General features: G+C 66.7%; 26 protein-coding genes and 1 pseudogene. 18 read left to right on the top strand and 9 right to left on the bottom strand.

Features of this window, described 5'->3' with window-relative positions:
- Nucleotides 1–8: 8 nt before the first annotated feature.
- The 16 genes from G510_RS0109800 (at nucleotide 9) to G510_RS0109725 (ending at nucleotide 13,624) form a co-directional block, all read left to right on the top strand.
- Nucleotides 9–554, top strand: a complete 546-nt coding sequence (locus G510_RS0109800) for a hypothetical protein (protein WP_157560530.1) — start codon at nucleotides 9–11, stop codon at nucleotides 552–554.
- Nucleotides 551–892 carry a hypothetical protein gene (locus tag G510_RS0109795; protein WP_029153495.1) on the top strand — a complete coding sequence of 114 codons (342 nt, stop codon included), beginning with the start codon at nucleotides 551–553 and terminating at the stop codon, nucleotides 890–892. Before G510_RS0109800 ends, G510_RS0109795 begins: the two co-directional genes overlap by 4 nt.
- Before the next feature lies 1 nt (nucleotide 893).
- On the top strand, nucleotides 894–1,148 hold the full coding sequence (locus G510_RS0109790; protein ID WP_029153494.1) for a hypothetical protein: 255 nt from the start codon (nucleotides 894–896) through the stop codon (nucleotides 1,146–1,148).
- Between the two features lie 3 nt (nucleotides 1,149–1,151).
- On the top strand, nucleotides 1,152–1,547 hold the full coding sequence (locus G510_RS0109785; RefSeq protein ID WP_036322760.1) for a hypothetical protein: 396 nt from the start codon (nucleotides 1,152–1,154) through the stop codon (nucleotides 1,545–1,547).
- Nucleotides 1,548–1,614: 67 nt separating this feature from the next.
- A complete protein-coding gene (locus tag G510_RS17580) occupies nucleotides 1,615–2,217 on the top strand; it encodes a phage tail tube protein (protein ID WP_029153492.1) in 603 nt (200 codons plus the stop codon).
- A gap of 26 nt (nucleotides 2,218–2,243) precedes the next feature.
- Entirely contained in the window at nucleotides 2,244–2,603 is a 360-nt protein-coding gene (locus G510_RS0109775; protein WP_157560528.1) for a hypothetical protein, read from the top strand.
- Nucleotides 2,549–2,971, top strand: a complete 423-nt coding sequence (locus tag G510_RS16315; RefSeq protein WP_036322758.1) for a hypothetical protein — start codon at nucleotides 2,549–2,551, stop codon at nucleotides 2,969–2,971. Before G510_RS0109775 ends, G510_RS16315 begins: the two co-directional genes overlap by 55 nt.
- A 3-nt stretch (nucleotides 2,972–2,974) precedes the next feature.
- Nucleotides 2,975–5,278, top strand: coding sequence for a phage tail tape measure protein (locus G510_RS0109765; RefSeq protein ID WP_084644303.1), 2,304 nt, complete (start codon nucleotides 2,975–2,977; stop codon nucleotides 5,276–5,278).
- Complete coding sequence (locus tag G510_RS0109760) at nucleotides 5,275–6,051, top strand: phage tail family protein (RefSeq protein WP_029153489.1); 777 nt, start codon at nucleotides 5,275–5,277, stop codon at nucleotides 6,049–6,051. Before G510_RS0109765 ends, G510_RS0109760 begins: the two co-directional genes overlap by 4 nt.
- A gap of 26 nt (nucleotides 6,052–6,077) precedes the next feature.
- Nucleotides 6,078–9,104, top strand: a complete 3,027-nt coding sequence (locus G510_RS17575; RefSeq protein WP_051216653.1) for a phage tail protein — start codon at nucleotides 6,078–6,080, stop codon at nucleotides 9,102–9,104.
- Nucleotides 9,104–9,292 carry a hypothetical protein gene (locus G510_RS0109750; protein ID WP_036322756.1) on the top strand — a complete coding sequence of 63 codons (189 nt, stop codon included), beginning with the start codon at nucleotides 9,104–9,106 and terminating at the stop codon, nucleotides 9,290–9,292. The genes G510_RS17575 and G510_RS0109750 overlap by 1 nt, the downstream gene beginning before the upstream one ends.
- The gene (locus tag G510_RS18540) at nucleotides 9,289–9,792 is read left to right on the top strand and encodes a hypothetical protein (RefSeq protein WP_036322754.1); all 504 of its coding nucleotides are present in this window, start codon (nucleotides 9,289–9,291) and stop codon (nucleotides 9,790–9,792) included. Before G510_RS0109750 ends, G510_RS18540 begins: the two co-directional genes overlap by 4 nt.
- Before the next feature lie 13 nt (nucleotides 9,793–9,805).
- Complete coding sequence (locus G510_RS0109740; protein WP_029153486.1) at nucleotides 9,806–11,932, top strand: glycosyl hydrolase family 18 protein; 2,127 nt, start codon at nucleotides 9,806–9,808, stop codon at nucleotides 11,930–11,932.
- A 142-nt stretch (nucleotides 11,933–12,074) separates the two neighbouring features.
- Nucleotides 12,075–12,455 carry a hypothetical protein gene (locus G510_RS0109735; protein ID WP_029153485.1) on the top strand — a complete coding sequence of 127 codons (381 nt, stop codon included), beginning with the start codon at nucleotides 12,075–12,077 and terminating at the stop codon, nucleotides 12,453–12,455.
- 12 nt (nucleotides 12,456–12,467) lie between these two features.
- Nucleotides 12,468–13,376, top strand: a complete 909-nt coding sequence (locus G510_RS0109730) for a M23 family metallopeptidase (RefSeq protein ID WP_084644301.1) — start codon at nucleotides 12,468–12,470, stop codon at nucleotides 13,374–13,376.
- Nucleotides 13,373–13,624: a hypothetical protein gene (locus G510_RS0109725; RefSeq protein ID WP_029153483.1), complete on the top strand. Its 252-nt coding sequence runs from the start codon at nucleotides 13,373–13,375 to the stop codon at nucleotides 13,622–13,624. Before G510_RS0109730 ends, G510_RS0109725 begins: the two co-directional genes overlap by 4 nt.
- A 79-nt stretch (nucleotides 13,625–13,703) precedes the next feature.
- On the opposite strand, the gene G510_RS16305 is transcribed toward G510_RS0109725, so the two are convergent.
- The 7 genes from G510_RS16305 to G510_RS0109690 all read right to left on the bottom strand — a co-directional run bounded on the left by G510_RS16305 (nucleotide 13,704) and on the right by G510_RS0109690 (nucleotide 21,033).
- A complete protein-coding gene (locus tag G510_RS16305; protein ID WP_036322752.1) occupies nucleotides 13,704–14,144 on the bottom strand; it encodes a helix-turn-helix domain-containing protein in 441 nt (146 codons plus the stop codon).
- 64 nt (nucleotides 14,145–14,208) lie between these two features.
- Nucleotides 14,209–14,412 carry a hypothetical protein gene (locus G510_RS16300; protein WP_036322750.1) on the bottom strand — a complete coding sequence of 68 codons (204 nt, stop codon included), beginning with the start codon at nucleotides 14,410–14,412 and terminating at the stop codon, nucleotides 14,209–14,211.
- A 369-nt stretch (nucleotides 14,413–14,781) separates the two neighbouring features.
- Nucleotides 14,782–15,051, bottom strand: coding sequence for a hypothetical protein (locus tag G510_RS0109710; protein WP_157560524.1), 270 nt, complete (start codon nucleotides 15,049–15,051; stop codon nucleotides 14,782–14,784).
- A gap of 78 nt (nucleotides 15,052–15,129) precedes the next feature.
- Nucleotides 15,130–17,937, bottom strand: coding sequence for an alpha-L-rhamnosidase (locus tag G510_RS16295; protein ID WP_051216652.1), 2,808 nt, complete (start codon nucleotides 17,935–17,937; stop codon nucleotides 15,130–15,132).
- A 17-nt stretch (nucleotides 17,938–17,954) separates the two neighbouring features.
- Nucleotides 17,955–18,782 carry a carbohydrate ABC transporter permease gene (locus G510_RS0109700; protein WP_029153481.1) on the bottom strand — a complete coding sequence of 276 codons (828 nt, stop codon included), beginning with the start codon at nucleotides 18,780–18,782 and terminating at the stop codon, nucleotides 17,955–17,957.
- Nucleotides 18,779–19,675, bottom strand: a complete 897-nt coding sequence (locus G510_RS0109695; RefSeq protein WP_029153480.1) for a carbohydrate ABC transporter permease — start codon at nucleotides 19,673–19,675, stop codon at nucleotides 18,779–18,781. The genes G510_RS0109700 and G510_RS0109695 overlap by 4 nt, the downstream gene beginning before the upstream one ends.
- Nucleotides 19,676–19,734: 59 nt before the next feature.
- The gene (locus tag G510_RS0109690) at nucleotides 19,735–21,033 is read right to left on the bottom strand and encodes an ABC transporter substrate-binding protein (protein ID WP_051216651.1); all 1,299 of its coding nucleotides are present in this window, start codon (nucleotides 21,031–21,033) and stop codon (nucleotides 19,735–19,737) included.
- Between the two features lie 119 nt (nucleotides 21,034–21,152).
- Here G510_RS0109690 and G510_RS0109685 point away from each other — a divergent pair, with 119 nt between their 5' ends.
- Nucleotides 21,153–22,178 carry a LacI family DNA-binding transcriptional regulator gene (locus G510_RS0109685; protein WP_029153478.1) on the top strand — a complete coding sequence of 342 codons (1,026 nt, stop codon included), beginning with the start codon at nucleotides 21,153–21,155 and terminating at the stop codon, nucleotides 22,176–22,178.
- A 147-nt stretch (nucleotides 22,179–22,325) separates the two neighbouring features.
- On the opposite strand, the gene G510_RS16290 is transcribed toward G510_RS0109685, so the two are convergent.
- Nucleotides 22,326–25,199, bottom strand: a complete 2,874-nt coding sequence (locus G510_RS16290) for a DUF5722 domain-containing protein (protein ID WP_051216650.1) — start codon at nucleotides 25,197–25,199, stop codon at nucleotides 22,326–22,328.
- A gap of 253 nt (nucleotides 25,200–25,452) precedes the next feature.
- Here G510_RS16290 and G510_RS0109675 point away from each other — a divergent pair, with 253 nt between their 5' ends.
- Nucleotides 25,453–26,454 carry a LacI family DNA-binding transcriptional regulator gene (locus G510_RS0109675; RefSeq protein WP_036322782.1) on the top strand — a complete coding sequence of 334 codons (1,002 nt, stop codon included), beginning with the start codon at nucleotides 25,453–25,455 and terminating at the stop codon, nucleotides 26,452–26,454.
- Nucleotides 26,455–26,773: 319 nt separating this feature from the next.
- On the opposite strand, the pseudogene G510_RS16285 reads toward G510_RS0109675, so the two are convergent.
- Nucleotides 26,774–26,977: pseudogene (locus tag G510_RS16285) on the bottom strand (IS1380 family transposase); the annotation flags it as partial.

Genomic DNA, 26,977 nt, shown 5'->3' with positions numbered 1-26,977 from the left:
TGGTCGCCGTGGCGAAGAAGGAGCCGCTCGCGACACCGGAGCAGATGTGCGAGCGCACGCAGGGCGAGGTCTCGGCCGAGTCGCATCCGTTCCTAGCCAACGAGCTCGCGTCCGCGAGCGACGACATTCGCACGTTCTGTCGCTGGCACATCTACCCGGAGAAGCAGGTCACGTACCGCCGGGTCGGGGCCTCGGCCGATGACGTGTGGCTCTCGGCGATGGAGATCACGTCCATCGACGAGGTCACCGTCGACGGCGAGACGTGGGACGACGACCGGATGGCGGCGGTGGAGTTCGACCCCGATACGGGGTGGACGAACATCTGCGGCCGGAAGGTGCACGTGAAGTACACGGCGGGCTTCGACGAGGTGCCGCCGAACCTCGTCACCGCAACCCTCGAGCTGGCGGCACAGGGCCTCGGGACCTCGCTCGGCCAGACGCGGGAGCAGGCCGGGTCCGTGTCGATCACCTACGGGCGATCGGGCGGCGGCATCGATGAGAGTAGCCCGGGCGGGCAGCGGCTCATCGCGTACCGGATCGGGAGGCTGCCGTGATCGGCGGGCGGATCGCGCGGCATGACATCGTGCGCCTGCGCGCGCCGCTCGTCGACGACGGGCGCGGCAACCAGGCTCGCGACTGGGCCGCGGCAGTCGAGTCACCGCTCGACGGGTGGGCGGTCGATACCGCGGCGGCCACGGAGGACCGGACCAACCGGGACGGGTCATCGACGGCGTACGCGCTGCGCGGCCCGCTCGACGCGGATCTCGCGGCAACCGACCGGGTGCGGCTGTTCGGCGAGGTGCACGTCATCGATGGTGGCGTGTTGCGCCAGCCGGGGCCGTCTGCCCGCACATCGCATTGCATCGTTCAACTAGTCCGTTGGGAGGGATGACGTGGCAAACATCAAGGGGCTCCGTATTGAGAGGAACCCGAAGGGCTTCGCCGAGCTGCTGCTCTCGCAGGCAGTGCAGGATGACCTGGCCGCGCGCGCCGAGCGCATCTCGGGAGCCGCGGGCGAGGGTCACGAGGTCGAGGTGACCCGGAACCGCGATCGTGTGGTCGCGTTCGTCAACACTGCCACGTTCGACGCGCGGAAGGCCGAGGCCGAGGGCCGGACGCTGACGCGCGCGATCGACGCCGGGAGGTGACTCGTGCCCGACGTATTGCTTCCGGCCGATGACGAGGTCGCGGTTGTCGATGAACTTTCGGCGCGCATGTCGGTCCCGGTGGGGACTCGGATCCCGCGGCCGCGTCCGGCCGAGTTCGGGCGGGTCGTCGGGGCGGGCGGCGCTGAACGCGACCTCGTGACCGATAGCGCGACGCTCGCGCTCGAGGGGTTCGCCGAGACCGAGACGCGCGCCCGGCGCATCTGCGCGGAGATGATCGCGCACCTGCAGGCTGCGGGGCGGGCGGGCTCCGTTGGCGGCGTCGTCTGTTATGGGGTTCGTGCTGGCTCGTTGCCCGCGAACCTCCCGGACCCGAACGTGCCCGATCGATTCCGCTTCTCCGCGACCGTGAGCGCTGATCTGCGCCGCGAGCGCGTCTGATCCGTTCCCCACACTCTGCGCGTCCCCGGCTCGGGGGCGCGTTTCGCACGCCTGAAAGGAGCGCTCCATGAGCGTCAACAGCAAGAACGTGTTCATTGGCGCGCCCGACCAGTCGGTCACGGGCGCGATCCTCACCGGCGAGGAGACCGACGTCATCCCCGCCACGATCGACGACGTCGAGATCGAAGGCCTCGAGGACTCCGGCTACGTCAACGAGGACGGCGTCACGATCACGCCGTCCGAATCGACGGAGACGATCAAGGACTGGGCGCTGAACGTGATCCGCCGGATCCTGACGGAGTTCGACGGCACGATCGCGTGGACCCACCTCGAGCTGTCGGTCGGTGCGCTCAAGAACTACATGGGCGACGACAACGTCGAGGTGACCGAGGCGACCGCGGAGCACGGCACGCAGGTGCGCGCGGCGATCTCCGGCGAGGTTCGGCCGATCAAGGCCTGGTACTTCAAGCTCAAGGACGGCGACCGGCGCGCGCTCGTGATGGTGCCTCACGGGCAGGTCACCGAGCGCGGCGAGATCCCGCTGCAGGCGTCCGCTGCGGTCACTCTGCCGGTGACGCTGTCGACGTACCCGGACAAGGCGGGCAAGTCGATCTACATCTTCACGGACGACGGCGTCGTGAGCGCATCCGCGCCCGACCCCGAGTCGTAATCCGTTGAGACCAGCGCCCTCGGCCGATGGGGAACCGGCCGGGGGCGCTGCTGTTCCCCGTTCCCCACCTGACTACTTGGAGGTTCCTCATGGGCTACAAGGTGCCCGACTGGAAGAAGTCGCTCGATCAGAACAAGTTCGATGTTGAGGTCGACGGCAGCACGTTCCTGCTCCCGAAGGCCGAGTACATGACCGGCGCGCAGGTGCAGCGCTTCTCCGAGGCCGACGACGTCGAGGGCGGCGTGTACACGGTCCTGGACGAGGTCTCGCCGGGGCTCGGCACGGCGATGAAGGACGTGCCGGTGAAGTACGTCAAGGAGTTCATCAGCGAGTGGCAGAAGGACTCGGGGATCAGCCTGGGGGAATCTTCGGCCTCGTCGAGCTGATCGACGAGCACTACGAGGCCGTCGAGGCCGACCTCCTGGACCGCGGCTGGCGGCTGTCGGAGGTCGGCGGCTCGTTCTCATGGCGAGACCTGCTCGTCATGGTGCGCCGGTTCCAACGGGACCCGGAGACGGCGACAGCGCGCGCCGTGCATGGCGAGCGCTGGTCGGTCACCGACCAGCTGCTCGCCGCGCTCATCGATCTGTTGCAGATCGGCAACTGGCAGCGCGCGGGCAAGAAGCACGCGCCGAAGCCGAAGCCGTTCCAGCGGCCGTGGGAGAAGCCTCGCGGCCGGAAGTTCGGCTCGAAGCCGATCGCGCTGAGCAAGTTCAACGACTGGTGGGAATCCAAACGCCAGAAGCGGGGGTGAGTCATGGCTGGTCAGGGTGTCGAACTGGCTACTGCGTGGGTGCGCCTCGTGCCGTCGATGGAGGGCGCGACCGACAGCATCGTGAAGTCCCTCGCTCCGGGGACGGCGGCCGCCGAGAAGGAGGGTACGAAGGCCGGGAAGGGCTGGTCATCGCGCGTCAAGAAGGCGATCGGCGTCGCGGCGATCGGAGGCGCGGTCGTCGGCGCGTTCAAGGGCCTCTACTCCGTGGGCGACACGTTCGACCAGGTCACGGACCAGATCCGCACCGGAACTGGCGCGTCGGGGAGGGCGCTGGACGGGCTCGTCGAATCGGCGAAGGAAGTCGGTAAGACGATCCCGATCGAGTTCGGCACCGCGGGCGACGCAATCGCGGCTCTGAACACCTACACGGGCGAGTCGGGCAAGTCGCTGGAGAACCTGTCAACGCAGGTGCTCGAGTCGTCTCGGCTGCTCGGTGAGGACGGCGTCGCGAACGCGGAGGCGTACGGGCAGGCGCTGAACCAGTGGAGCCTTGACGCGGATACCGGCGCGGAGTCGCTCGACGGCCTGTTCAAGGTCACGCAGGACTACGGCGTCGGGCTCGGCGGGCTCATCGGCCAGCTCAACACCTATGGTTCGGTGCTGCAGAACGCGGGCTTCTCGATGGAGGAGTCGGCGGTGCTGTTCGGGTCGCTGCAGAAATCCGGTCTCGATGTCTCGCGCATCATGCCCGGCCTCAACAAGTCGTTCCGTGACTGGGCGGGCGAGGGCAAGGACGTGCAGGCTGAGCTCGGCCGGACCGTGTCTGCGATCGCCGAGGCGGAGACCAGCACCGAGGCGCTCGCGCTCGCGACCGACGTGTTCGGTGCGGAGGGCGCGCAGCGGATGACGACCGCGATCCGTAACGGGTCGTTCGCGCTGGAGGACCTCGACGGTGCGCTGTCGGGCTCTGCCGGTCTGATCCGGGAGACCGGCGAGGAGCAGATGAGCTTCTCCGAGCGGTGGCAGCAGACGATGAACACCGCGATGACGGCGATCGAGCCGCTCGCGACCGGGATCTTCCAGGCGCTGTCGGACGGGCTGACGGCGGCGATGCCGACGCTGCAGGCGCTCGGCGAATGGGTCTCGCAGAACACCACGACGATCGGTGTTATTGCGGGCGTGATCGGCGTGACGCTGGTCGCGGCGATGGTCGCCTGGACGGCGTCGATCTGGGCGTCGACGGTCGCGCTGCTCGCCAACCCGGTGACGTGGATCATCGTCGGCATCATGGCGCTGATCGCGGCCGTCGTCGCGCTCGTCATGAACTGGGACGAGGTCGTGGCGTTCATCACCGGCATCTGGTCGGGCTTCATCGACTGGGTCGTCTCGGTCGGCGAGGGCTTCCTGTCGTGGTGGAACGGCCTCTGGTCCGCCGTCGGCCAGTGGATCCAGGACACCTGGAACGGCTTTACCTCATGGGTGGAGTCGAAGTTTCAGGGCTTCCTGTCTGGCGTTCGCGCGATCGGACAGGCAATCTCTGACTGGTGGAACGGCCTCTGGTCGGGCATCGGCAACTTCGTGCGCGACACCTGGGAGGGCTTCACCTCCTGGGTCGAGGAGAAGTTCCGCCTGTTCATGCTCGGCGTGATCATCGTCGGCGACCAGATCGCCTCCTGGTGGAACGGTCTGTGGTCCGGCATCTCGGGCTTCGTGACCGACACGTGGAACGGGTTCGTCGGTTGGGTGATGGATATCTTCGGCGGGTTCGCCGCAGGCATCCGCGGCATCGGCGACGGGATCGCTTCCTGGTGGAACGGCCTCTGGTCGGGCATCGGAAGTTTCTTCGAATCGATCTTCGGGGGTCTCGCGGGCTTCGCGGAGACGGCGTTCAACGCCGTGCTCGGCGCTGTCAAGGCACCGGTGAACGGCATCATCGGGCTCATCAACGGCGCGATCAGCGGCCTGAACTCGCTGAGCGTGAGCATCCCGGACTGGGTGCCGATCGTTGGCGGCCAGACGTGGGGCCTGTCGATTCCGCAGATCCCGTACCTCGCGAAGGGCGCAACGGTGCTGCCGCGCTCTGGCGGCACCCTCGCGGTGCTCGCCGAGGCGGGGCGGCCGGAGTCTGTTGTCGACACCGGCCTGATGAACCGGGCGCTGGAAGAAGGCCTCAGCGGCGAGGGCGGCTCGGGCACGACCGTGCAAGGGCCGCTCGTGCACGTTGAACACATGACGGTCGATAGCGAGCAGCGCGTCGATGAGGTCTCGCGCGCGCTGTACGAGCGCGCCGAGCGCGCCGAGCGGGCGCAGGGGAAGGTCAATCTCGGAGGGGCGGTGACGGCGTGAGCTTCACGTTCGGCAACTTCAACTCGGACTCTCTCGGTCTCATCGCGACGCTTCGGACGTATCCGTCGCTCGGGGGCCTCGGGCTGGAAACGCTCGAGGCTCCGGGCACCGACGGGCTGATCCTTGCGGGTGCGACACGGTCGAGTACGCAGTTCGAGTTCGACGTGATCATCCGGGGGTCGTCCCCGGAGGAGGTCGCGGCCCACCGCGACGGCCTCATTCTCGCCCTCGATCCCGCCCGCGGGGAGCGGCGGCTCGGCGTCGACGCCGCTCCTGACTGGTACTGGACGGCGATCGCGTCCGTCGGTATCGACTGGGAGCGGCTGACGTGGGACCACGGCCTCGGCTTCCAGCTCCGTGGCGATGTCGTATTTGACGCGCTGTCGGGGTACGGCCGCCTCGTCGAGGACGAGTCGTGGTCGTACACGTCGGCGGGCACACGGAACATCACCCGCCGCGAGGGCAACGCACGATCGTTCCCCACGGTCGAGGTGCGCGGCACGATCGCCGCGAACGAGCACGTCACCGTCGAGGTCGGTGACGTCTCGGTGCAGGTGTCCGGCCCGCTCTCATCTGGGCAGGTCCTTCGCCTGGATTGGGACACGTTCGACTTCGGGCGCTGGTCCGGTAACCGGAAGGTCGCTTCGTCGGTGCGGTCCATGTCGACCCTCGACCGGCCCGTGCTGTGGCCGAACGAGGAGACGAGATTCCGCGTCGCGGCGACCGGGACCGTGTCCGCCGCAGCGCTGTTCGCAAACTCCCGGAGGCAGTGACCTCCGGCCGAGCCACGGGAGGCACCATGCCGAAGCTGTTCGATAACCGCCTGGCCTGGTCGGGCGAGTGGCCGGTGGACGCGTCGAGGCTCGGCCTCGAGATGCGCCTGCTCATGCGGTCTCGGTTCAGCAAGACGACGTCCTCGTCGCGCCAGTACGTCGACGAGGCCGGAGGGCACACCACTGCGGTGCGCTACGTCGACGCCGACGCCTCGAGCGTGTCGGAGACTCCTGGGTATCGAGGCGACGAGGTGAACCTGAACACGGTGAACCCGGCCTCGCAGCGGTCGTACTACATTGCTGTGAACTCGGGCGTCGATGACATCTGGCCGACGTCGGGCGTCATGGTGATGGGGCTGTGGCTCGCCCACAACTACACGATGGCGTTCAACCCGTACATCTCGACGCGCGAGAACGTGGCGTCGAGCGGTGCTGGTGAGCCGCTGGCGTACCTGTCGACGTACAACACGGGGCGACTGCGCCACCAGGTTTACGACGCCGACGGGGCGCTCATCCTCGACCAGGGCGAGGACGCGCCGTGGGGCGCGGTGTTTACGCCGCAGTGGGTCGCGCAGGTTGTCGACCTCGACAACCGGACATCGCAGGTCCTCACGATCGACTACGAGGGTGACCGCGCGTGGGCGTCTCCGGTTCGTTCGATCGACGGCATCCCGAACGCGGCATGCGAGAAGTCGCCGGTCGTGTTCGGGCTCCCGATCGCCGACTACTACACGGGCGGCCAGTTCGACGAGTTCTTCGTCGCCCGTGCCGACTCGGAGACGTGGGACCCGGACGCGTTCCTCGACCTCGTGCACCGTTCGATCGGGGCGGACGCGCAGCGGCTGGGTAACGCCGACGAGCTGGACGTGACCGATGAGGGCGTGACTCGCTCGTCGGACGGCGGGTTCGGGTGGTACACGAGCGCCGAGCGTCTGCGTTGGCAGCGGAAGCCGAGCTACCCGCTGTCGCCTGGAGCGGGGCACACCGTGCGGCCGGAAACGTCGACCGATGGCGGGGCGACGTGGGACGACTCGTCGACGGCCTCGGAGAACAACCTCCCCGAGGAGTTCGACGGTCTCGTCCGCTTCTATGTGTACTCGCGCAGCGGGGCGGGTGCGTTCGACGGCATCGAGTTCGAGATCCCCGAGGCCGATCCGCTCGCTCTCGCCGCGATCGATGACCAGCACGTCGACGAGGGCGACACCGTCACTGTCGGCCTGGACGCAACCGGAGGCATCGCCCCGATCACGTTCTCGGCCGTGTCGACGGATCCCTCGGTGGCATCGGTCGCCGTGGAGGGGGCGACGCTCACGCTCCGCGGTCTCACCGTGGGCGAGGCCGTCGTGACGGCCACGGCGACAGACGACGACGGCCAGGACGCATCGCAGGCGTTCTCGGTCACGGTGGCGGGCATCGTTCCCGATCCTCCCGTGATCGATGTGCCGTCGTCCGTCGCGCTCGACGCGGGCGCAGCGGAGGTAATCGACCTCACCGCGACGGGCACGGGCGCGCTCACGTGGAGCGCCGAGGAGGACGACCCCGACGGCGTCATCAACGTCATGCTCGAGGGGTCCACGCTCACGATCGGCGCGGGCTTCGACGCAGGGTCGGCGGGCGTTGCGGTGACCGTGACCGACTCCTTCGGGCAGTCGGACAGCGCGACGATCCCCGTCGCCGTGACGGTGCCGGATGCGCCCGACCGAGACATTCCCGCGTACTCGCGGTCGCCGATCATCATCGGTGACGACGGGGACGCGGCTGCGATCATCGACGCGCTGAGCGCGGTCGACATCCGCGAGGTGAACGGCGAGCAGACGTTCGAGTTCTCCGTCCCGGTGAAGCACCGCCATGCGGGCGCGATCCGGAACGAGCAGCCGGTCGAGTTCGTCGGCGAGCCCTACCGGGTGCGCCGCGTCACGACCGGCCGCAAGCAGGGCGCTCCTGTGATGGAGGTCTACTGTGAGGCGGCGTTCTACGACCTCGCGTACGCGGGGCAGATCAGCGAGCGGGAGTACCGGCAGACGCTGCCTGGTGACGCACTCGCGGATGCTCTGGCGGGCACGGGATGGGACGTCGCGACGGTCAACGTCTCGACGCGCCGCACCTACACGATCGAGGACCGTGCGACGCCGCTGGAGATGCTGCGCACGATCCAGTCGAACCACGGCGGCGACCTCGTGTTCAACAACCAGGCGAAGACGGTGTCGCTGCTCGTGCGCTCCGGGGCCGACGCGGGCGTGTCCTTCCTGTACGGGCGCGGGCTGACCGAGTCGCAGCGCGTGGTCGACACAACGTCGCTTGTGACCCGCATCTACGCACGCAACGCGGACGGCGTCACGATCGCCGCGGTGAACGGCGGGCGCGCGTACGTGGAGGACTTCACGTACACGGACGAGGTGCGCGAGGCGACTTACAACTTCGCGGCGGGCACTTCGCCCTACCGGATGCTCTCGATGGTCAACGCGACCCTCGCGAACCGGTCGAAGCCGTCCTACTCGTACGAGTTCACCGTCGCCGACCTCTCGTACCGGACCGGCCAGGAAGTCGACCGGTTCGACGTCGGGGACACCGTGACCGTCGTCGACGACGAACTGGGCATCCGCGAGGCGCAGCGCATCGTGAAGGTCGAGCGGGACATCGTCCGGCCCGACCGTACGACGATCACCCTCTCCGGCAAGCTCCGCGAGCTCGGTTCCTCGAGCAGCGACGAGGACGAGAACCTCTCGACCGGGTCGCAGGCATCAACGTTCGACCTCGTGCCGTTCAACCTGCTCCTCAACGGGCGCTTCGACAACGGGCTCAACCACTGGGCACGGCAGGGCGTCTCCGTCGTGGAGAACGGGCAAGGCACGGGCGACTACTCGGCGCTGTTCACCGGCACCGGCGAGCGGTGGATCGAGCAGACGGTGAGCCCGGACAACCGGGACGCGTACACGCTCTCGTTCGACATCACGTCGTCCGGCCCGCAGGGCTGGGTGCCCGACGTGCGGGCGATCGCCGTCGTGGAATACGACGACGGGAGCGAGGAGACGATCGAGCTGGAGTTGAGCTGATGCAGGCGAGTTTCCGTCCCGGTGCCGGACGTATCGCGCGGGTCCGGATCCGCATCGAGATCCCGAACGGGGCCGACTCGTCGGAGGCGACGGTCACCGACCTTATGCTGCAGCCCGGCGGGGCGGCGTCGGGGTGGCTTCCGCACGTGTCGGAGCTGCCGTGGGCACCGGGGACGGTCGGCTCATGAGGCTGCGCGCGAACTACTACACGCCGCGTCGCGCCGTCCGGCGGGTCGCCCTCCGCATCCAAGCGGTCGACCTGCCGGACGGTGCCGAGGTGGCGATCACCGACGTGCAGCTGCAGGCCGGGGAGACTCCATCTGGGCCTGTCCCGAACCCGGCCGAGGCGGGCACGCCGACGGGCAAGACGACCTACCGTAACGGCGTCATCCACGACGGCACCGGCGTGGTGCTGCTCGCCAACATCGATAACGCGACGCCGACGCGGATCGCCGTGGAGCGCGGCCGCGGCGAGGTGCGCGTTGGCTCGTACCGGTTCGGCACTCTGAACGGCGCGCGGGCGGTCGCCGATGGCCGCACGTTCACCGCGACAAGGGGCTGGGGCCGCGTGCCGGTCATCTCGGCCCGCTCTGACCTTCACACCGACATTCGCTCGACCGGGGGACGCGCGTTCCTCCGGGCCGAGTGGGAAGACCGCGCCGAGGACGACTCCGACGCGCCCGGCTGAGAGGAGCCCACCCGTGGCGAACGAAGACGTGTGGTGCTGGGTGGGCCACCTCGGTATCTCCGACCGGATCGACATGGTGCTCACCCACTACGGCGACCGCCTCACGGACGTGAGCATCTTCGGCTGGTACGTGTCCACCGACGGATCGCTGGCGGAAACGCTCGACCCGGCCGTGCTGGACGGCTACCGGGAGCGCTGGCCGCACATCCGCTGGTGGGCGGCGTTCCGGAACATGGACAACCCGGATGAGGCACCGCGGGAGATCTTCGATGCGCTGCGCGGATCCGCGACCGCTCGCGCTGCGCTCGCCGACGCCGTCGAGGACGTGTTCACTGCGTATCCGTGGCTGCACGGCGTCGACATCGACCTCGAGCAGGGCGGCGACGGTGACCCGGCGCAGTCGGAGGCGATCTACCAGGCCGTCGCCGACCGCGCTCACCTGCTCGGCCGCAAGGCCGCGTGCGCGCTCCCGCCGCTGACGGCGTCCGGTTCGGTCGGCGGCGAGGACTGGGTGCGGTACGCCGAGCTCGGCGCGATCGTCGACCACGTCGAGATCATGACGTACGACTTCGCATGGATGGGGTCCGCGCCCGGCCCGATCGCGCCCGGCTTCTGGGTGCGCGATGTCGCTGGCTGGGTGGCATCGCAGGTCGACCCGGCGAAGGTCAGCCTCGGGGTGCCGCTCTACGCCTACTTCTGGACCATCCATGCCTACCCGGATAACGAGTCGGGCTGGCGCGGTGACTCGGGAACGTATTACGCCGCGTGGCAGCACTTCACGGGCTTCCGTACCGGCGACGGCACCCAGGGGGCTCCGCACGGCGACGGCTCGCACGAGCGCATCGGCTGGGTGGTCTACCGCGATGAGGACAGCCAGTCCCTCTGGGGGTACACCGACGTTTACGATTGGCTCGAACCGTCGATGTTCGATTCGTCACTCGGCGTCGTGTCGGAGACCTTCGACGGCCGCCACTACACGACCCGCTATGGGCAGCCGGTGGCGGAGCCGCGGTGGGACGTTGTCGACAACCGGGCCACCGACGAGCACGCGGTGTACACGATCGAGCCCCGCCGTGTCGTCTCCGAGAGCGGTGAACTCGTCGAGCCGTCGACGGGGTTCGGGTTCACCCTCGACCTGCTGCAGCGCGACCCGGTCGCCGCGACGATCCTCGACGACTACATCACGTCCGAGACGGCTTACGTCCGCGAGGGCGAGTGGGAGATCGTCGACGCGCTCCGTTCGTACCGCCAGTGGCGCGGTTCGGGCGTGCTGACCTACGACAACGACTTCGGCGAGCAGCCGCTGTACGTGCAGGCACGCGGGCAGTTCGCCTCCGATGGCCGCTTTTCGATCTACTCCCAGGGCTGGGCGGTGCGCTACAGCAACGTGACGGGTCTGCTCGAGCTGGTCCGCTCCGGAACGGTTGAGGCGTCCGCGTATGTGACGCCTCGCGAGGCGGGCGCTGCGCCACAGGAGCAACGCTTCGTCCTCGCGCTGCGAGTGCGCGAGAACTCTGCACGCGCCTACTTCGGGCTCACCGAGGAAGGGCGAATCCCGACGATGCTCTCGGCATCGGGTCAGGCGGCCCCGGGCGAGGCGACGTCGTTCCGGACCGGCCTCGGCGCGGAGATGTGGCTCGACCACCTCTACCTCGGCGACGGCTGGTGGTACATGCCACGCGAGCGCGTCACCGTCCAGATCGAAGCGCCGGGTATCGCTGAGGAGATGGAACTTGGCGGCATCGCCCGTACCGGCGTCACCTGGCGCGACGAGAACTCGCAGTTCCGGCCCGACGCGGACGTCGACGAGCACGAGACACGCGACGCGTCGATCTCCCGCGACTGGGCGCTCCACCATTGGAACCCGTCGCCGCTGGCCGCCGACGTCGCCCACACGGTGACGATCGTGCCGCGCGACCACGACGTGTGGGTCGGCCGCCTCGTCGCCTGTGACGCCGACTACGCGCGGATCATCTACGTACACGACCCGCAGGGCGTCCTGCACTGGCGCGCGGTTGCCGCATTCGACTACGGCTTCGCGGGCATCGCGATGTGGTCCCTCGGGCAGGAGGACGTCCGGCTGTGGGACCTCATGCAAGGCGGGCTCCTCCCGCCCGAAACGAAACGACTGAACGCATGAACGCCCGGCCACAGCGCCGGGCGTCCTGCGCCGACCCCGAAGGAGGAACCGCCGTGCAAACGCGGGCACCCACCATCGAGCAGACCGCAATAACACCGGTCGGCCGCGCGCCGCGGCGCGCGGCCGGGGCGGAGGCAGCCACGTGATCGACCTGCTGCTGCGAACGCCACCACCCGTGATCGCGCTCGCAGGCGTCGTGCTCACAGCAATCAGCGGCATTGCGGGGGCCTGGATCGCCTCGCAGGCGAAGCGCCGCGAGACGGAGGTGAAAGCGCTCGCCGCCCAGGTGGACGCCGCGAACCAGTTCGCCGATCAGCTCCAGGAGGAGCTTGGCGGCCACCGCACCGCGCAGGAGGCGCGCATCACGGAGACCGAGCGACGGCTGACGTCGATGGAGGAGCGCAACGGCATCCTCGTCGACCGCGCCGACCGCTACCGCGACCTGCTGTACAAGCACCGAAGCCATATCTGGGACGGCAAGCCCCCGCCGCCGCCGGAGTGGCCCGACGACCTACCCAGATGAGAGGAGCCAGAAATGGCTGTAGATATGCAGTGGCCGGTCGCGTACGCCGACGACCCCGAATCGGCCTATCGCAATGAGATCCCGTACCCCGCGGTCGACGCGGGCGGCCTGTACGGAGCACCGCGCAACGGCCGCATCCACCGGGGGTACGACTTCGCGCCGGGAATCGGCTGGAACGTCCGTGCGGTGGCCGACGGCCGCGTGTTCTTCCGTCCGCCGTACATGGACAACGGCGACCTCGATGTTCCCCCCGGCTGGGCCGCGGGAGGGCGTCAGGTGTGGATCCAGCACGACGGCTTCATCTCGCGCTACTTCCACCTGAACGCGGTTCACCAGGACACGGAGGGCCGGTACGAGAACGGCTCGTTCGTGTCCTACCGGCCGCAGTACTACGGCGGCGAAGGGGCCCCGATCAAGCGGGGCGACTACGTCGGCACGGTCGGTACGAGCGGCTCGAACTCCAACGGATCCGGCTTTGCCGACGGCGTCTACGGCGCGCACCTGCACCTGGAGATCCAGCTCGGCACGCACGACATGTCGAACACCGCGATCGACCCCATCCCGTTCATCCGCGAGCGCCTCGCGGGTGGCGCACCCAACCCCACCACAGAGAACGGAGACGACATGTACCTCGTCAAGGACAAGGCCCTCGGCCACTACTACCTCATCGGCAACCAGTACATCCGGCACATCACCAGCTCGAATACGGTTGGCAACCTCCGCCAGGCGGGCGTGCCCTACATGGAGGGTAACAACGGCTACACGGTGGAAAACATCGGTACCGCGATGGGCGTCCCCATGCATGTCGCGTACCGCGGAAGCGACGGCATGATCCGCAACGCCTCGTCGAACAACTTCGGTTCCGGCGGCCTCTGGACCGTCGAGCGCCGAATCGCACGACTGCAGGGGCTCACGCCGTGAGCCGCGCAAAGGTCGTCCCGGCGGACGTGCGGCTCGCCGCGAAGCGTGGCTTCGTTCGAACTGCTACGCAGGCGCTCTCGAGTGTGATCCCGCTCGGCGCGATCGCGATTCCGACGACCGGGGACGCGCTCCTCGGCATCGGCCTCGCGGCCGGTGGCGCGCTCGTATCGGCTGCGCTGGCGGGTGCCGCGTCTGCGCTCGACATCATCTCCAAGGGCGTGCCCGAGGAGTACCAGACGACCCGCTGACCCTGGCGGGCTGTGCACGAAATGCGCCCCGGCGCTCTCCTGTGATGGGAGGGTGCCGGGGCGCTTTCGTCGTTTCCGGCTAGGCCGCTGCCTTTGCCTCGACCTCGGAGCGGGTGAGGGCGTAGGAACGCTCGCCGATGCGGTGTGCGGCGATCTTGCCCTCGGCGATCATCTGGCGAACGCGCTGCACGCTGACACCGAGGAGCCGGGCGGCCTCGGTGACGCCGAGCAGCTCGGGGACGTCGACTGCGCCGTCACGCAAGTCTGCCTCCGCCTCGGTCATGACGTCCACGCGGATCACGGTGCTCGCGAGGGCGTGCTCGACCACGAGCGCCGCGGTGCGGGCGGCCTGGCCGATGCTATCGGCAGCGAAGGTAATACGGGCGGCGTGGTGCCCGCGCGACGTCACCGACAGCGACGGGGCGTGGTCGGCGAGGTGGTCCATCGCCAGGTCGATCTGGTCGTGGGTGAGCTCGCCGGTGCGGGCGACTTCCGCTTCGGCCGTGTAGTGCTGCATCATGTCTCCGTTCTATGCTGAGGATCCGGGTCCGGAGGTACTTCGTCTACCTCCGGACCCTTTGCGGTTACCGCCTCGGCGGCCAGTCGAACCCGGCGCGCTTTGCATAGCTCAGCGCGTTCTTCCAGGACCGCCCGTCGCCGGGGGTTCCGCTGAAGGTCGTGACGACGCGGCCGTCGCGAATGACGAGCAGGTGCCCGCGCCTCGTTACCGCCGTCTCAAAGCCCTGTGCTTCGAGGGCCTTCACGATCTTCTTAAGATCCTTATGCATCTTGTCTACCTCCTTTCCCTGTCACAAGTCAAGCATAGCGTTACGCTAGCGATAGCGCAAGCAGGCCGGACGAAGCGATCGCCCCAACGAGGAGGCCTCGGCCCCTCCCGCAGAACCGCTACTTACCCGCCATTTTGGGGCGCGTTGACCCGCGTTGATGAGCATGTCTGTGTGGCGGAATGACCTGGTCAGACGCATTAATCAACACTACGGAATAGACCAAAGCCGAACTTCTGCTTCCCAAGCAGATAGCGCGGGTTCGATTCCCGTCAGCCCCTCGGTGAGTTCTCACTGTCGATGAGACACTTCAGCTCTGTTGAGCCCGACGCTTTCCAGCCTCAACTGGGGGCGGTTCGGTTCAACAGCCGACTACTGAGCGTTGCGACTTTTGAGCAGTCCGCGCAGGCCCCAACACGAGAACCCTGCCAGCGCGCCGTAGAGCAGGGTGGTCTTCCACGCGTCGACGGAGGTGTTTCCGCCTCGTCCCGGGAAGTACGCCTCAGCATCGGCGCCGTCAAGAATCCAGGCCGTCGCCGACCACAGCGTGCCGGAGCTGAAAACGACGATCAGTACGATGCATCCCACTACCAAGAGCCGACGGACCGACGGCGACAGATTGGTGAGTGGCGAGGTCGACATCCGCTCAGATTAACCGAGCTACGTGCAAACCTCTCGCTCCCTGCTGTGGCGGACGTCGTCCGCCACAGCAGGGGAAGGTCAAGCGCGTGCGCGAGCGGTGTTCAGCTCTGCAAGAGCTCGGGAAACAGCCGCAATGGCGTCGCTGGATACCATAGGCGCGCCAGCGGTCAGACGCGTTCCGTCTTCCCATTTGGCCATGGCGTCGAAGGCGGTAGCCGCCGTCGCGTCCACGCTTGCGATGGCCTCAACCACGACCTGACGCGCGTGCTCGTCGTCAACGAATGCGCCCAGCGACGAATCGACCGACAGCGAAGGCAGCTCAAGAACCGGCCGCGGGTCAGCGATAGTCCACGTATGCGTGCCGGAGCCAACCTCGAAGAGCTCGGCTCCCGGCAACGCGACGACCGCCGTAGTGTTCGGCGGAACCACTGCTCGCACGACGATCGCGCCGTCCTTCTCCTCCCAGCCGGACGATGCAATCCCGTACGGCGTCTCGTGGCGAGCAGACGCGTGCGAGAAACCGTGGAGCGGCACGGGAGCGATCCGCTGGCGACGCCATCCCGGAGCCTCGCATGCGAGGCCCGCCAACGATCGATGCAGCCAATCCGCGATTGCGCCGAACGCATAGTGGTTGAAGGACGTCATCTCCCCGGGGTTGATGCTGCCGTCGGGAAGCATGCTGTCCCAACGCTCCCAAATGGTCGTGGCGCCCATGGTCACCGCGTAGAGCCACGAGGGGACGCGAGTCTGCAGCAGCAGTCTCCGCGCAACGTCGGCATGGCCGGTCGTCGTCAGCGCGTCTTGGATGAGCGGAGTGCCGACGAAGCCCGTGGAGATGCGATAGCCGCCGCGACGCACGAGCTTGGCGAGGCGGTCGCCCATGCGCTGACGCGCCTCACCCGTGACGAGGTCGAAGCCGACGGCGAGAGCATAGGCCGTGGGAGCGTCGGAGACGATGCGTCCTCCCTTAGTCGTGTATTCGCGGATCCACGCCTGGCGGGCCTCTTCAGCCAGAGTTGCGTAGTGGTGCGCATCGTCCGCTATCCCGAGCTCGTCCGCGGCGCGGGCAACGGCCCTCGTTGCGGCGAAGAAGTAGGCGCTCGCGACGATGTCAGGGTCCGTCTTGGCCGCTTCAGCCTGTTCCGGGGGCGCGTCGGGGTCCAGCCAGTCACCGAACTGGAATCCGCCCTCCCAGAGCATGCGGTCGCCGGCGAGCCCGACTAGGACATCCGCCCACGCTCGCATGTGCGGATAATGCTCGGCGAGCGCGCGACGGTCGGCAAAGCGTTCGAACAGCACCCCGGGAACGATCGCGGCGGCGTCTCCCCACGCGGCCGCGGGAAAGTCGCCCCACTCGAGAACCTGCGGCACGATGATCGGACAGACCCCATCGCGCGCCGTCTGCTCGATCGCGACGTCGCGCAGCCAGGAGCTCAAGAAGGCATCGGAGTCGAAGAGGAACGACGCCGTGGGAGCGAACACCTGAATATCCCCCGTCCATCCCAAGCGCTCGTCGCGCTGCGGACAATCGGTGGGCACGGAGAGGAAGTTCCCGCGCATCCCCCAGACGACGTTCTCGTGCAGGCGATTGACGAGGTCGTGCGAGCTCTCAAACCACCCCGTGCGCCGCATGTCGCTGCCGACCACGATCGCCGTAACGTCACGAATGTCGAGCTCCCCCGGCCATCCGTCGATCTGCGCGTATCGGAAGCCGTGGAACGTGAACTCCGGTTCAAACACGTCCTCTCCGCCGCTCAGGACGAACTCGTCGGTAGCGCGGGCGTAGCGCAGGGGCCGTGTGCCCAGCTCACCGTGCTCGAGCACCTCAGCGTGCCGCACAGTGATGACATCGCCGCCTTCCCCGGTGGCACGCACGCGCAGCCAACCCACGAGGTTCTGGCCGAAGTCGAGGATCGTCGCGCCTGTCGGCGTCGTAATGACTTGCTCGACGGCGACCTCTTGGGTGCGTCGCACAGGTTCGGCGATCATCGCCTCAGGAACGATGTCCCTCGGGGAGACGGCAACGGGCGCCCAGGTCGAGTCGTCGTACCCCGGTTCTGCCCAGCCCGTTCGGTCGATTCGCCGGTCGATTCGCTCGCCGTGATAGAGGCTGCTCGATACGACCGGCCCGTTAGCCGCACGCCATCGTTCATCCGTGGCGATGGTGAGCACGGTTCCGTCGACGTACTCCACACGCAGCTGCGCGAGTGCGTCCGGTTGCTCGCCGTAGAACCGTTGACCAGCGCCGGCAAAGCCCCATTCTTCCGTCCACCATCCTCCGGCCAGACGGATGCCGAGGGCGTTGCGCCCACTGCGCACAAGAGCGGTGACATCGACGGCGTCGTGGAGCAGGCGGGACTGATAAACCGTCCAGCCCGGCTTGAGCACCGCGTCGTCGACGTCTTGCCCATTGACGACCGCCTGGTAGACGCCTCGCGCAGTGGAAAACAGCGTCGCCGATGCGACGGCGCGATCAATGTCGAACTCGGCGCGCAGCAACGCGGGAGCGGCCGCCGTAGGCGGTTCTGCCAGCGCAATGAAGTCGGCCCGCCAATCTTTCTCCGGCACGAACACCGCCCGCACTTCGACGGGATCGCTCCAGTCCCCGGTGATCCCATCGGCGCCGGTCACTCGCACCTCAACACGATGGCGAGCGTAGGGCGCGATCGGTGCGAAGGGCCAATCAAGGAACACGGACTCGTCGGACTGGATCGCGACCGTCTGCGTTGCATCGAGGCGCACTTCTGCGCGCGCTTGACGCCATCCTGATGCTGAGGTCTCGACCATCCAGCTCAAGCGAGGGCTGGGGCTGTCGGCGAAAGCGCCATCGTTGCGGCGCTCGAGGCGCACACGGGTGACGCGAGGAGCAGGGCTGGAAGAGTTCATCTGGTTCCTTGTGGTGGTCATCCTTTGATCGCCCCTGCGGTCATGCCAGTGACGATCTGACGGTTGAAGAAGATGTACATGATGAGCGGGGGAACGGTGATGAGCAGAACGTCCATAAACAGGAGGTTCCATTGGCTCACGGACTGCGACTGGAAGTTGTACAGAGTCAGTTGCACGGTCGCGTTGGCGTCTCCCGGCAGGAAGTAGAGCGGGTTCACGAAATCGTTGAACACCGTCACGGACTGCACGACGACGACCGTGACGATGACGGGGCGCAGCAGCGGGAGCACGACGGTGAAGAACAGCCTTATGGGGCCGGCGCCGTCGACGAGCGCTGCTTCGTCAAGCTCCCGCGGGATCGTGCCGACAAAGGCGCGGAACATCACGATGCAGAACGACAGACCGAACGTCGCCTCTACGAGGATGAGGCCCGGCAGCGTCTTGAACAGCCCTATCTCCTGAAGAACCCAGATCGTCGGGACGATGGCGGGCGGCACGATCAGCCCCGCGAGCACGAGCGCGTTGATGAGGCGATTCCAGCGCGAGCGCCGACGGTTGAGCAGGTACCCGACCATGGCCGCAAACACGACCATGAGGACGACGCTCGCAACCGTGAGCACGGTGCTGTTGACGAACGCGCGCTGAAGGATCCCGTCGCGGTACTGCCAGACAGTGACGACGTTCTCGATGAACGCCCACGTCGTGGGCCAGGTGAATTCGAATCGCGACGCCTCACTCGCGGTTTTGGAGGCGGTCAAGAAGATGAAAGCGAAGGGGACGATGAAGACGACGATTGAGACGAGGATCGAGATGATCCCCAGAGACCAGCGCTGGAAAATTCTCATCGCTCAACCTCCTTCCGATTCAGGGCGACCGTAACCGGCACCATGATCGCCGTGACGACAACGAAGAGGATGACGTTGCCAGCCGTAGACAGCCCGTAGAAGCCCGCTTGGTACTGCTTGTAAATGACAGACGCCACGACGTCGCTCGTGAAACCAGGCCCACCCTTCGTCATCGCCCAGATGAGGTCGAACGAGCGCAATCCGCCGATGAGCGAGAGCGTCACGACAGTCGCCGTCGCGGGCTGGACGAGGGGAAGGGTGATGCTGCGAAAGCTGCGCCACGCGCTCGCTCCGTCGATGCGTGCGGCCTCGTAATACTCCTGAGGGATCGCAGCGATACCCGCAATGTAGATGAGAGTCGCAATGCCGAGCCCCTTCCAGATGTCCACTCCCGCCACGGTCAGCAGCGCCAGGCTCGGATCGGTGAGCCAACCCGGCCCTTCCAGGCCGAAGAATCCGAGCACCGCGTTGACGAGCCCGTCGAAGGGATCGAGAAGCGCCTTGAAGGTGACTCCGATGCCGATCGTGGAGACAAGCACGGGAAAGAACACCACCGACCGGAGGAAGGACTTCCCGACGAGCTGGGTCGTCAGCAGCACTGCCAGCGCGAGGCCGAGCACGACCTTCGCCGCGGAGGTGAGGAAGCCGTAGACGAAGGTGTTGATGAACCCCTGAAGCAGCTGCGGCTCACTGAAGAACTGCACGAAGTTCTCGAAACCGATGAACTCGATATCGAAGAGCGACCAGCGCGTAAGGCTGAAGTAGAACGATGCGAAGGTTGGGACCGCGAAGAAAACGGCATAGAGGACGAGCGCCGGTACGTAGAACCACAGCGGGTAGGCGGACCGTAGCGGCTGCGCCCGCCGACGGGGGGCAGGTGTTTTTCTGATCATGAGATTCCGTTGCGGGGGCCGGCGCTCAGGAGTGCCGGCCCCATTCCGATAGCGGGCCGTCACCAGCCCTCGAGGCCCAGCTGCTGCGCCTGCTTCTTGACGTCCTCGTCGTAGCGCGCGGCGGCCTCCTCGGCCGTCGAGATGCCTGACCCGGCCTCAACCGCGAGGTTCTCGAGGTTCGGTCCCTTGATGGGAGAGAGATACTCGAGCGCGGATGCACTGCGCCCCTCGTCGACGTACGTTTGGATGTCGGAGAGCAGCGAGGGCTCGTCATCGTCGAGCTCGCACAGGCCCGCGTACGGGCCCGCCGCGGAACCCATCTCGTTCTGAATGTCACAGCCGGCTGGGCTGTTCAAGAACGCGACGAATGCCTTCGCCGCCTCGAGCTCGTCGCCTTCCGTGGTTCGCGGGATGTAGACCGCGTTGGACTGCCAGATGGTCGCCTGCGTGTTGGCGGCGTCGTCTGCAGGCTGTGCGAAGAAGCGCACGTCCTCGACGTACTCCGGAGAGTTCTGCTGGATCGTGGCGATAATGCCGGATGCAACCGGGTAGTGGGCTGCGGTGCCCTCGGCCACCATGCGGGTGCCGTCGTCGACGGTCGCGCTGGCGAAGTCGGGGTTGAGATACCCGGCGTCGTAGACGTCCTGCAGACGCTGGAAACCCGCGAGCGCGGGCTCCTCAGCGAAGCTGCGGTTATTCGCGGTGTATTCCTCGGCCCATTCGGGGTCGGCGGCGACGACGTTGGCGAAGTCGCTCAACACGAAATACTGGCTACTGTGCGTGTCGCCGAAGGTCTGCACCACGGGCACGATTCCGGCGTCCTGAATCACGGCATTGTTCGCCATGAATTCGTCCCAGGTGTCCGGGATCTCGAGCCCGAGCTCGTCGTAGATGGGCTTGTTGTAAATTACGCCGCCGGCCGAGGTCGTTCCCAATGGCGCCCCATAAACCCCCTCGTCGCCGCTGACGACATCGATGAAGTCCTGATTGAGGCCCTCCATCCACTCCTCCTCAGACAGGTCGACGAGGGTTTCATCGGGGTTGAGCGCATTCAGAAGCGAACCGGCATTATACAGGAAGACGTCCTCCATCTCGCCCGTGGACAGCCGGGTCTTGATGAGGTTGTCGCCCTCGGTACCCGACGGACGAGTCTCGAGAGCGACCGAGATGTCGGAATTCTCGGCTTCAAACGCCTCGACCAGGGCCGTGGCGGTGTCGACCATGGTCGACGAGTTATCCACGACGAACGAAACTCGAGTAGTGCCGTCATCCGACGCGGCACCGCATCCGACGACGGCGATCGAAGACAGAACACCCAATCCCACAACCATGAAGCGTTTTCGCGACGGAAAAGCCATCAGTTACCTCCTTGTAAGCTGGCGTAAATCGATCTACATTTGTGTAGACCGATCTACATCGAACGGACCGCCGCTTACTATCGCGACGACCTAGCTAAGGTAGCCGCGAGAGGAGGACAATGTCAACCCACGCATCCCCACGCGGTCGAGCAGCCACGATCCAAGATGTCGCCCGCGTAGCCGGCGTCTCTCGAGCTGCCGTCTCGAAGGTATTGCGCGACGCCTACGGCGTGAGCGACGACATGCGTGAACGAGTAAGAACAGCGATCGAGCAGCTAGATTATCGGCCCCGCGTCGCGGCCCGCGCGATGCGGGGATCGAGCTTCACCATCGGCATCCAGATTCCCCAGGTCGAGAACGAGTTCTTCTCTCAGATCGTCAGCGGCGCGATCGCTGGCATGGAGGGCACAGGCTACCAGCTCATCGCGGCACACGTCAGCTCGCTTGCGCGCGCGAGCGAAGCCATCGAAAGCCTCGCCGACCGCCAGGTCGACGGCATCGTCGTCATCGCCCCGCTGCTCGCCCCCGGTTGGCTCGAGAACCTCGCCTTGTCGATGCCCGTCGTCATGATCGGACGCCACGCCGAGGCCGAGGAGTACGACGCCGTCACTGGACGGGACAGCGCCGGAACCGACCTCGTGATGGACCATCTGCTCACTCTCGGACATACGCTGATCACTCATCTCACAGTCTCGCCCGAGCTCATGACCGGGGCTACCGATCCTCATATGCGGCGCCTCGAACGCTACCGAGAGCGCATGGCGGCCGCGGGTCTCGCTGAGCACGTCCTCCTCACCGGCATCGATGAGGAAGCCGCGTATGCGACTACACGGCAGCTCATCTCATCCGACGATCGCCCCCGGGCGTTGTTCGCAGGCAACGACACCCTAGCGATGGGTGCTCTCCGCGCAGCTGCCGAAGCCGATCTCCCTCCGGAACGCCTGTCCATCGTCGGCTACGACGGAATTGCGGTCGCCGCGCACTCGCGCGTCATGCTGACTACGGTCAACCAGCATGGTTTCGAGCTCGGCGCAAACGCCATTCGCCTCATGATCGAGCGCATCGAAGGCCGTCGCGAGCCCCGCCGAGTCGACCTTCTTCCGACCCTCGAAGTGAGACACTCTACAGCTCCGCCGCTCTGGTGACCCCGCGCAGACGAGGGCCATCGCGGCAACAGAGGCCCCTACGTCGTATGCGAGGTACTCACGACGCCGGCGCGCCCCCGCATCGCGCGACCGATAGGCATGTTCCGCCTTCCGCGCGATGCAGCGGAAGGCGGAACATGCTCGTGCTCACTTCGTAGCGATGCGGCGCGACGCACGCCAGATCAGGCACCCGCCCAGCACAAGCAGGATGCTCACAGCACCCAGCATTGACGCCGCGTCGGTGCCGGTCGGCGCCAGTGGCTCGTCGCCCTCACCGGGATCCTCACCCGACCTAGGCTGCTCGCCGGAGGGATCCTCCGGACCCGGTTGCTCTGGAACGGGCGCTGTCGGCTCCGGCTCCACGGGACCCGGCTGCTCCGGCGCGGGCTGTTCCGGCTCCGGATCCTCAGGAGCCGGCTGTCCCGGCTGCTCCGGCTCCGGCTCCTCGTCGGGCGCGTCGGAGGCGAAGCCGGCGCCGGTCACGGTGAAGGTACCGTCCCAGTCGGCGTTCGACGAACCTCGGACCCAGATCTTCACCCGATCGATGGCCTCCGTCCGGTCCCACGAACCAAGATCGACCGTGACAGTGGCTTTCTCTCCCGTGAGCTCGGCCGTTCCGAAGGCGACCTCGTCGCCTGAGTAGACCTTCACCTTCGCGACCCGCCCGTTGTCGGCGTTCGTTCCGGGGACGTCGAGTCCGAAGCGCAGCAGAGGCGCATCCCTCGCATCGATAGGCTCTTGCGCGGGATGCACGATGCCGCGCCAGAGCTTGTCGAGCGCCGCGAAATCGACCGTGACGCCGTCACCGGTCTCCACGCCCTTCGCGTTCTCGCTCGAGACCCAGCGCTCGTCCGGCAGTGGGACTTGGATCTCGAGTGCGTCCTCGCCGGAAGCGGCCTCCTCGATCGAGATCGGCATCTCCGCCGGCAGCGGGCGAGTGCCCTGCGCCTCGATGTCGAGACCTGGGAAGATGTCTTCCCACGATTCCTCGCCGATGATCGCAGGCGCGAACGCGGTGTGCTCGCTCCCCTCGACAGTGTCGATGTAGCGGAACACGTCGTAGATGCGCTTACGTTCGCCGGGAGACGAGTCCTCTTCATGTTCGTCGTCCCACGTCCACAGCCCGAGCCGCAGACCGCCCTCGACCTTGTGGTCGACATGGCGGTGCAGGATGAACGAGTCGATCCCGGGTGTCGACACGGCGCGATAATAGCCGTAGGCATATGCAGCTGCCTGCAGTTCTTCGTCGGCCTCGTCGGATGACGGCGTATTGAATCCCTGCTCCGACAAGATGATGTGCCGCAGCTTCCCCTCGTCGAGGAACGCGTCCTGACTGAGATACTCCGAGAGCACCTGCAGGTTCTTGAACGTGATGCGCATGGTGTCGAACGAGTCAGTCGCCGTCTCGTCATTCCACACGGCAGGATCGAACAGATCCTCCGGGTAAGGATGGTGGGCGACGTTCCAGGGGAAGTCTCCCGTCTCCTGCGTGAGCTCCTGCAGCCGGTCGAGGAGTGCCCGTCCCGAGTAGTACCGGTACTGCTGAGATGGGTTCATCGACTGGTTCCAGAAGTGGTCGAGCGAGATGTAGGTGCGCGCCTTGTCGTACTCGCGACTCGTCGCTAAGTAGGTCCACCGCAGCGCCCTCTCGTAGTCGTCCATGAATGTGTTGACGCTCGCCTCGCCACGGTTCTGCCAGACCCAGGGACTGTTCACCTCGTTGCCGACGATCCAGCCGACCGCGCGACCGTTAGCCTGATCCTCACGGCTGTACCGGTCGGCGAGGAAGGCCAGCGTTGCTCGGAAGAACCGTGAGTTGTCGTCAACCGTGTTGAACGCGTAGACCGTCCCCTGGCCGCGGGCGGCGTCGGGATGGATGAGCAGGTCGGGCGCGCCCGGGTTCGATTTATCGTCGTCGTAGACGATCAGGATCAGGTTGACGAGCATGCCGTTGTCCGAGAGCGGTTTGATCGCCTGATCGCTTTCCTCCGCATACTCCCGATCGAAGTAGTACGTCTCGCCGTCGTAGGAGAAGGGGATCGTCTTCTCCGGCCCGAGGTCGTCGGGCAGCAGCAACCGATCGAAGGCAACGTTGATGGCCGCGTGACCGACACCGAGTTCCTCGGCATCATCGGTCATCTGCACCTGCAGCCCCTTCTTCGTCGGCGGCTCGGGGAAGGCGAAGTCGTTCTCCGCGGCGAAATCGAGGTCGCTCGCGTACTGTGCCGAATCGACGTAGGCGACATCGTCGCCCGTGGCCGCCACGACGAGGAACTTCGAGGTCAGACGGTCGCGCTCGCCGTCGAACCGCGACACGGCGAAGGAAAAGTCTTCCGATGCCGCCGGCTGCGCATCGAGCAGATCCGCGCTATCGATGTCCGTCTCATACTCCCAGGCGTCGAGCTCGTAAAGCCGGAACTCATCCGCGTCCTCACGCGCCGCACCCGTCACGTGGATCTGGTCATCAGTCGCCGCCACCGGGTCGACGTGACCGATGTGGTCGACCGGATCACGGTCCTCTTCCTCAGGGTTCGGCAGCTCCTCCTCGTTGAGGTCGAATCCGACGGAGGTGACCGTCACCGTGCCGTCGCTCGTGGCGTTTTCACCCGTGTCGATGCGCAACTTCGTGATCGTGCCCGCCCACGACGAGATTCCTCGCAGATCTACGCGATACTCGCTCGGCGCCGACTCGTCCGGCCGCAGCTCGAAAGTCTGCGCCATGGTCTCGGAATAGCCCGGAGAGTCGGCCGTCTGCCAATAAATCTTGCCGGCGGTGTTGCCCGTCGCGTTCTCCGCGCTGATGACGAGGGTGTTCATCGCCTCGGCGTCGAGATCGAAGTCCGGCGAGGCGATCCAGGGATCGTCGCCCGAGATCTGCACTTCAAGGCCGCGCTCGGTGGCCTCGAGCGACGGCACGCCGTTGCCCACGGTCCATCCCTGCGTGTCGCCGGGGGTGTCGAACGTCCACGCCGGCGTCTCTGCCGCGAACGCCGCGGACGGGACGAGCACGGATGCCAACATGCCCAGCAGGATAGCGAGGGCCCCAGCGATGCGTGCGCCCGGTCGTCGTCGTAAAGAGGAGGCGCGCCGATTACCGGCGCGTGAATTTCCGATCTGATATGACACGCGTGTGCTCCTGTTCTGATTCTCCGTTGAATTTTTCAGGCGTGGCTGGGGGCGTCCTCGCCGAGTGAAACGTTACACTATCCGATGATCGTCATACGAGGGCGCAATGGCAAGCCCGCCCGCGGGAAGGAAACATGACGTGGTCAGCATGAAGGACGTGGCGGGTCACGCATCCGTCGCGCTCGGAACGGTATCGAAATATCTCAATACTCCCCAACGCGTATCTCCGGAGATGCAGGCGCGCATTCGCGCGGCGATCGCCGAGCTCGGGTACACCCGCAACGAGGCCGCCCGGCAACTGAAGTCCGGCCGCAGCCGCACGATCGCGCTCGTGGCCCTAGAGCTGAACAACCCGTTCTTCGGCGAGGTCGCCGAGGCGATGGAGCGCCGCGCAACCGAGGACGACCTGTTCCTCTCGATCGTCAGCGCGAGCGGTGACGCCGAACGCGAGGCCGCGTACGTCGGCCTGCTCGTCCAACAGCGCGTCTACGGGGTCATCCTCGCGTCGGGACAGACGAAGAACGCGGAGCTCGACCTGCTGCACAGCAGCGGCATCCCGACCGTTCTCATGGATGCGTATCCCGATACGGACCGATTCTCTTCCTGTTCCATCGACGACGTCGCCGGATCGAGGCAAGCTGTGTCTCACCTGGTGCAGCAGGGATGCCGGCGCATCGCCTTCGTCGGCGGCGAAACGAAGACGCATCAGATCGCGCAGCGGCTCCGCGGAGCGCAGTCGGCGATCGAGGACTTCTCGGGGGTGCAGATGGAGATCATCGCAACCGATGATCGCTCCGTGATGTCGGGCATCGCCGCCGGTGACTCCATTGCCCGCCGCCGTGAGGACGATCGACCTGACGGCGTATTCGCGGCCAACGACTCGCTCGCGATCGGCATGATCGAATCGTTCGTTCGTACGGGAACGATCGCCGTGCCGCACGATATCGCGATCGTCGGCTACGACGACGTCGACTTCGCTGCAGCTTCGGCCATCCCGCTGTCGTCCGTCCGGCGACCCCGCGTCGAGTTCGGGCGCAGCGCAGTCGACCTCGTCTCAGATCAGGCCCGTGCCCTGGCCCGGCCCGCGACGCGGCGGATGGTCATCCAGCCCGAGCTAATCGTGCGCCACAGCTCTCTGCGCGCCAGCTGAACCGCGTCAGCAGCTCGCGGTCGGAACGCGGCGCTGACGCGACGCACAACGACGCCGATCGGATGCCCGGTACCGCTCCCCCGGACCTCGCCGTTGGCGCCCGCCCGGCTTCTGCCGTCGTCGTGTTCAATCACCGCAGTCGCGAGTAACGGATTGCGGTTACCCGGTCGCACACTAAACCTCGATCCACCGATGAGCCTGGGGTGGGCTCAGCTGGCATGATCAGCGGGCGGTGATGTCTCGAGGGCAGGTGTGAGTTCCGGGCATTGCATCCCGGTCGTCCACGTGGTCCTCGGTCGTGCCGTTGCGGCGGCGATGGTCAGGTGGCCACGGCCGGTGGTGGGGCGTGCGTGGCCGTGAACAGTTGCGCGAACGCGGTGTGCCATGGCCAGGCCTCGGGGAGGTGCAGGGTGATGCGGCGCGCGGAACGCGCCAGTCGAGCGGGCACTGCGATGAGCGTGCGGCGGATCGTGGCGGTCGTCGCTTTGGCCAGTCGTCCGGCGTGATCGGCGATCACGCCGGC

The organism is Microbacterium gubbeenense DSM 15944 (genome assembly GCF_000422745.1).
In the GTDB taxonomy this organism is placed as follows: Bacteria; Actinomycetota; Actinomycetes; order Actinomycetales; family Microbacteriaceae; genus Microbacterium; species Microbacterium gubbeenense.
This window is presented reverse-complemented; position numbering and strand designations above follow the sequence as displayed.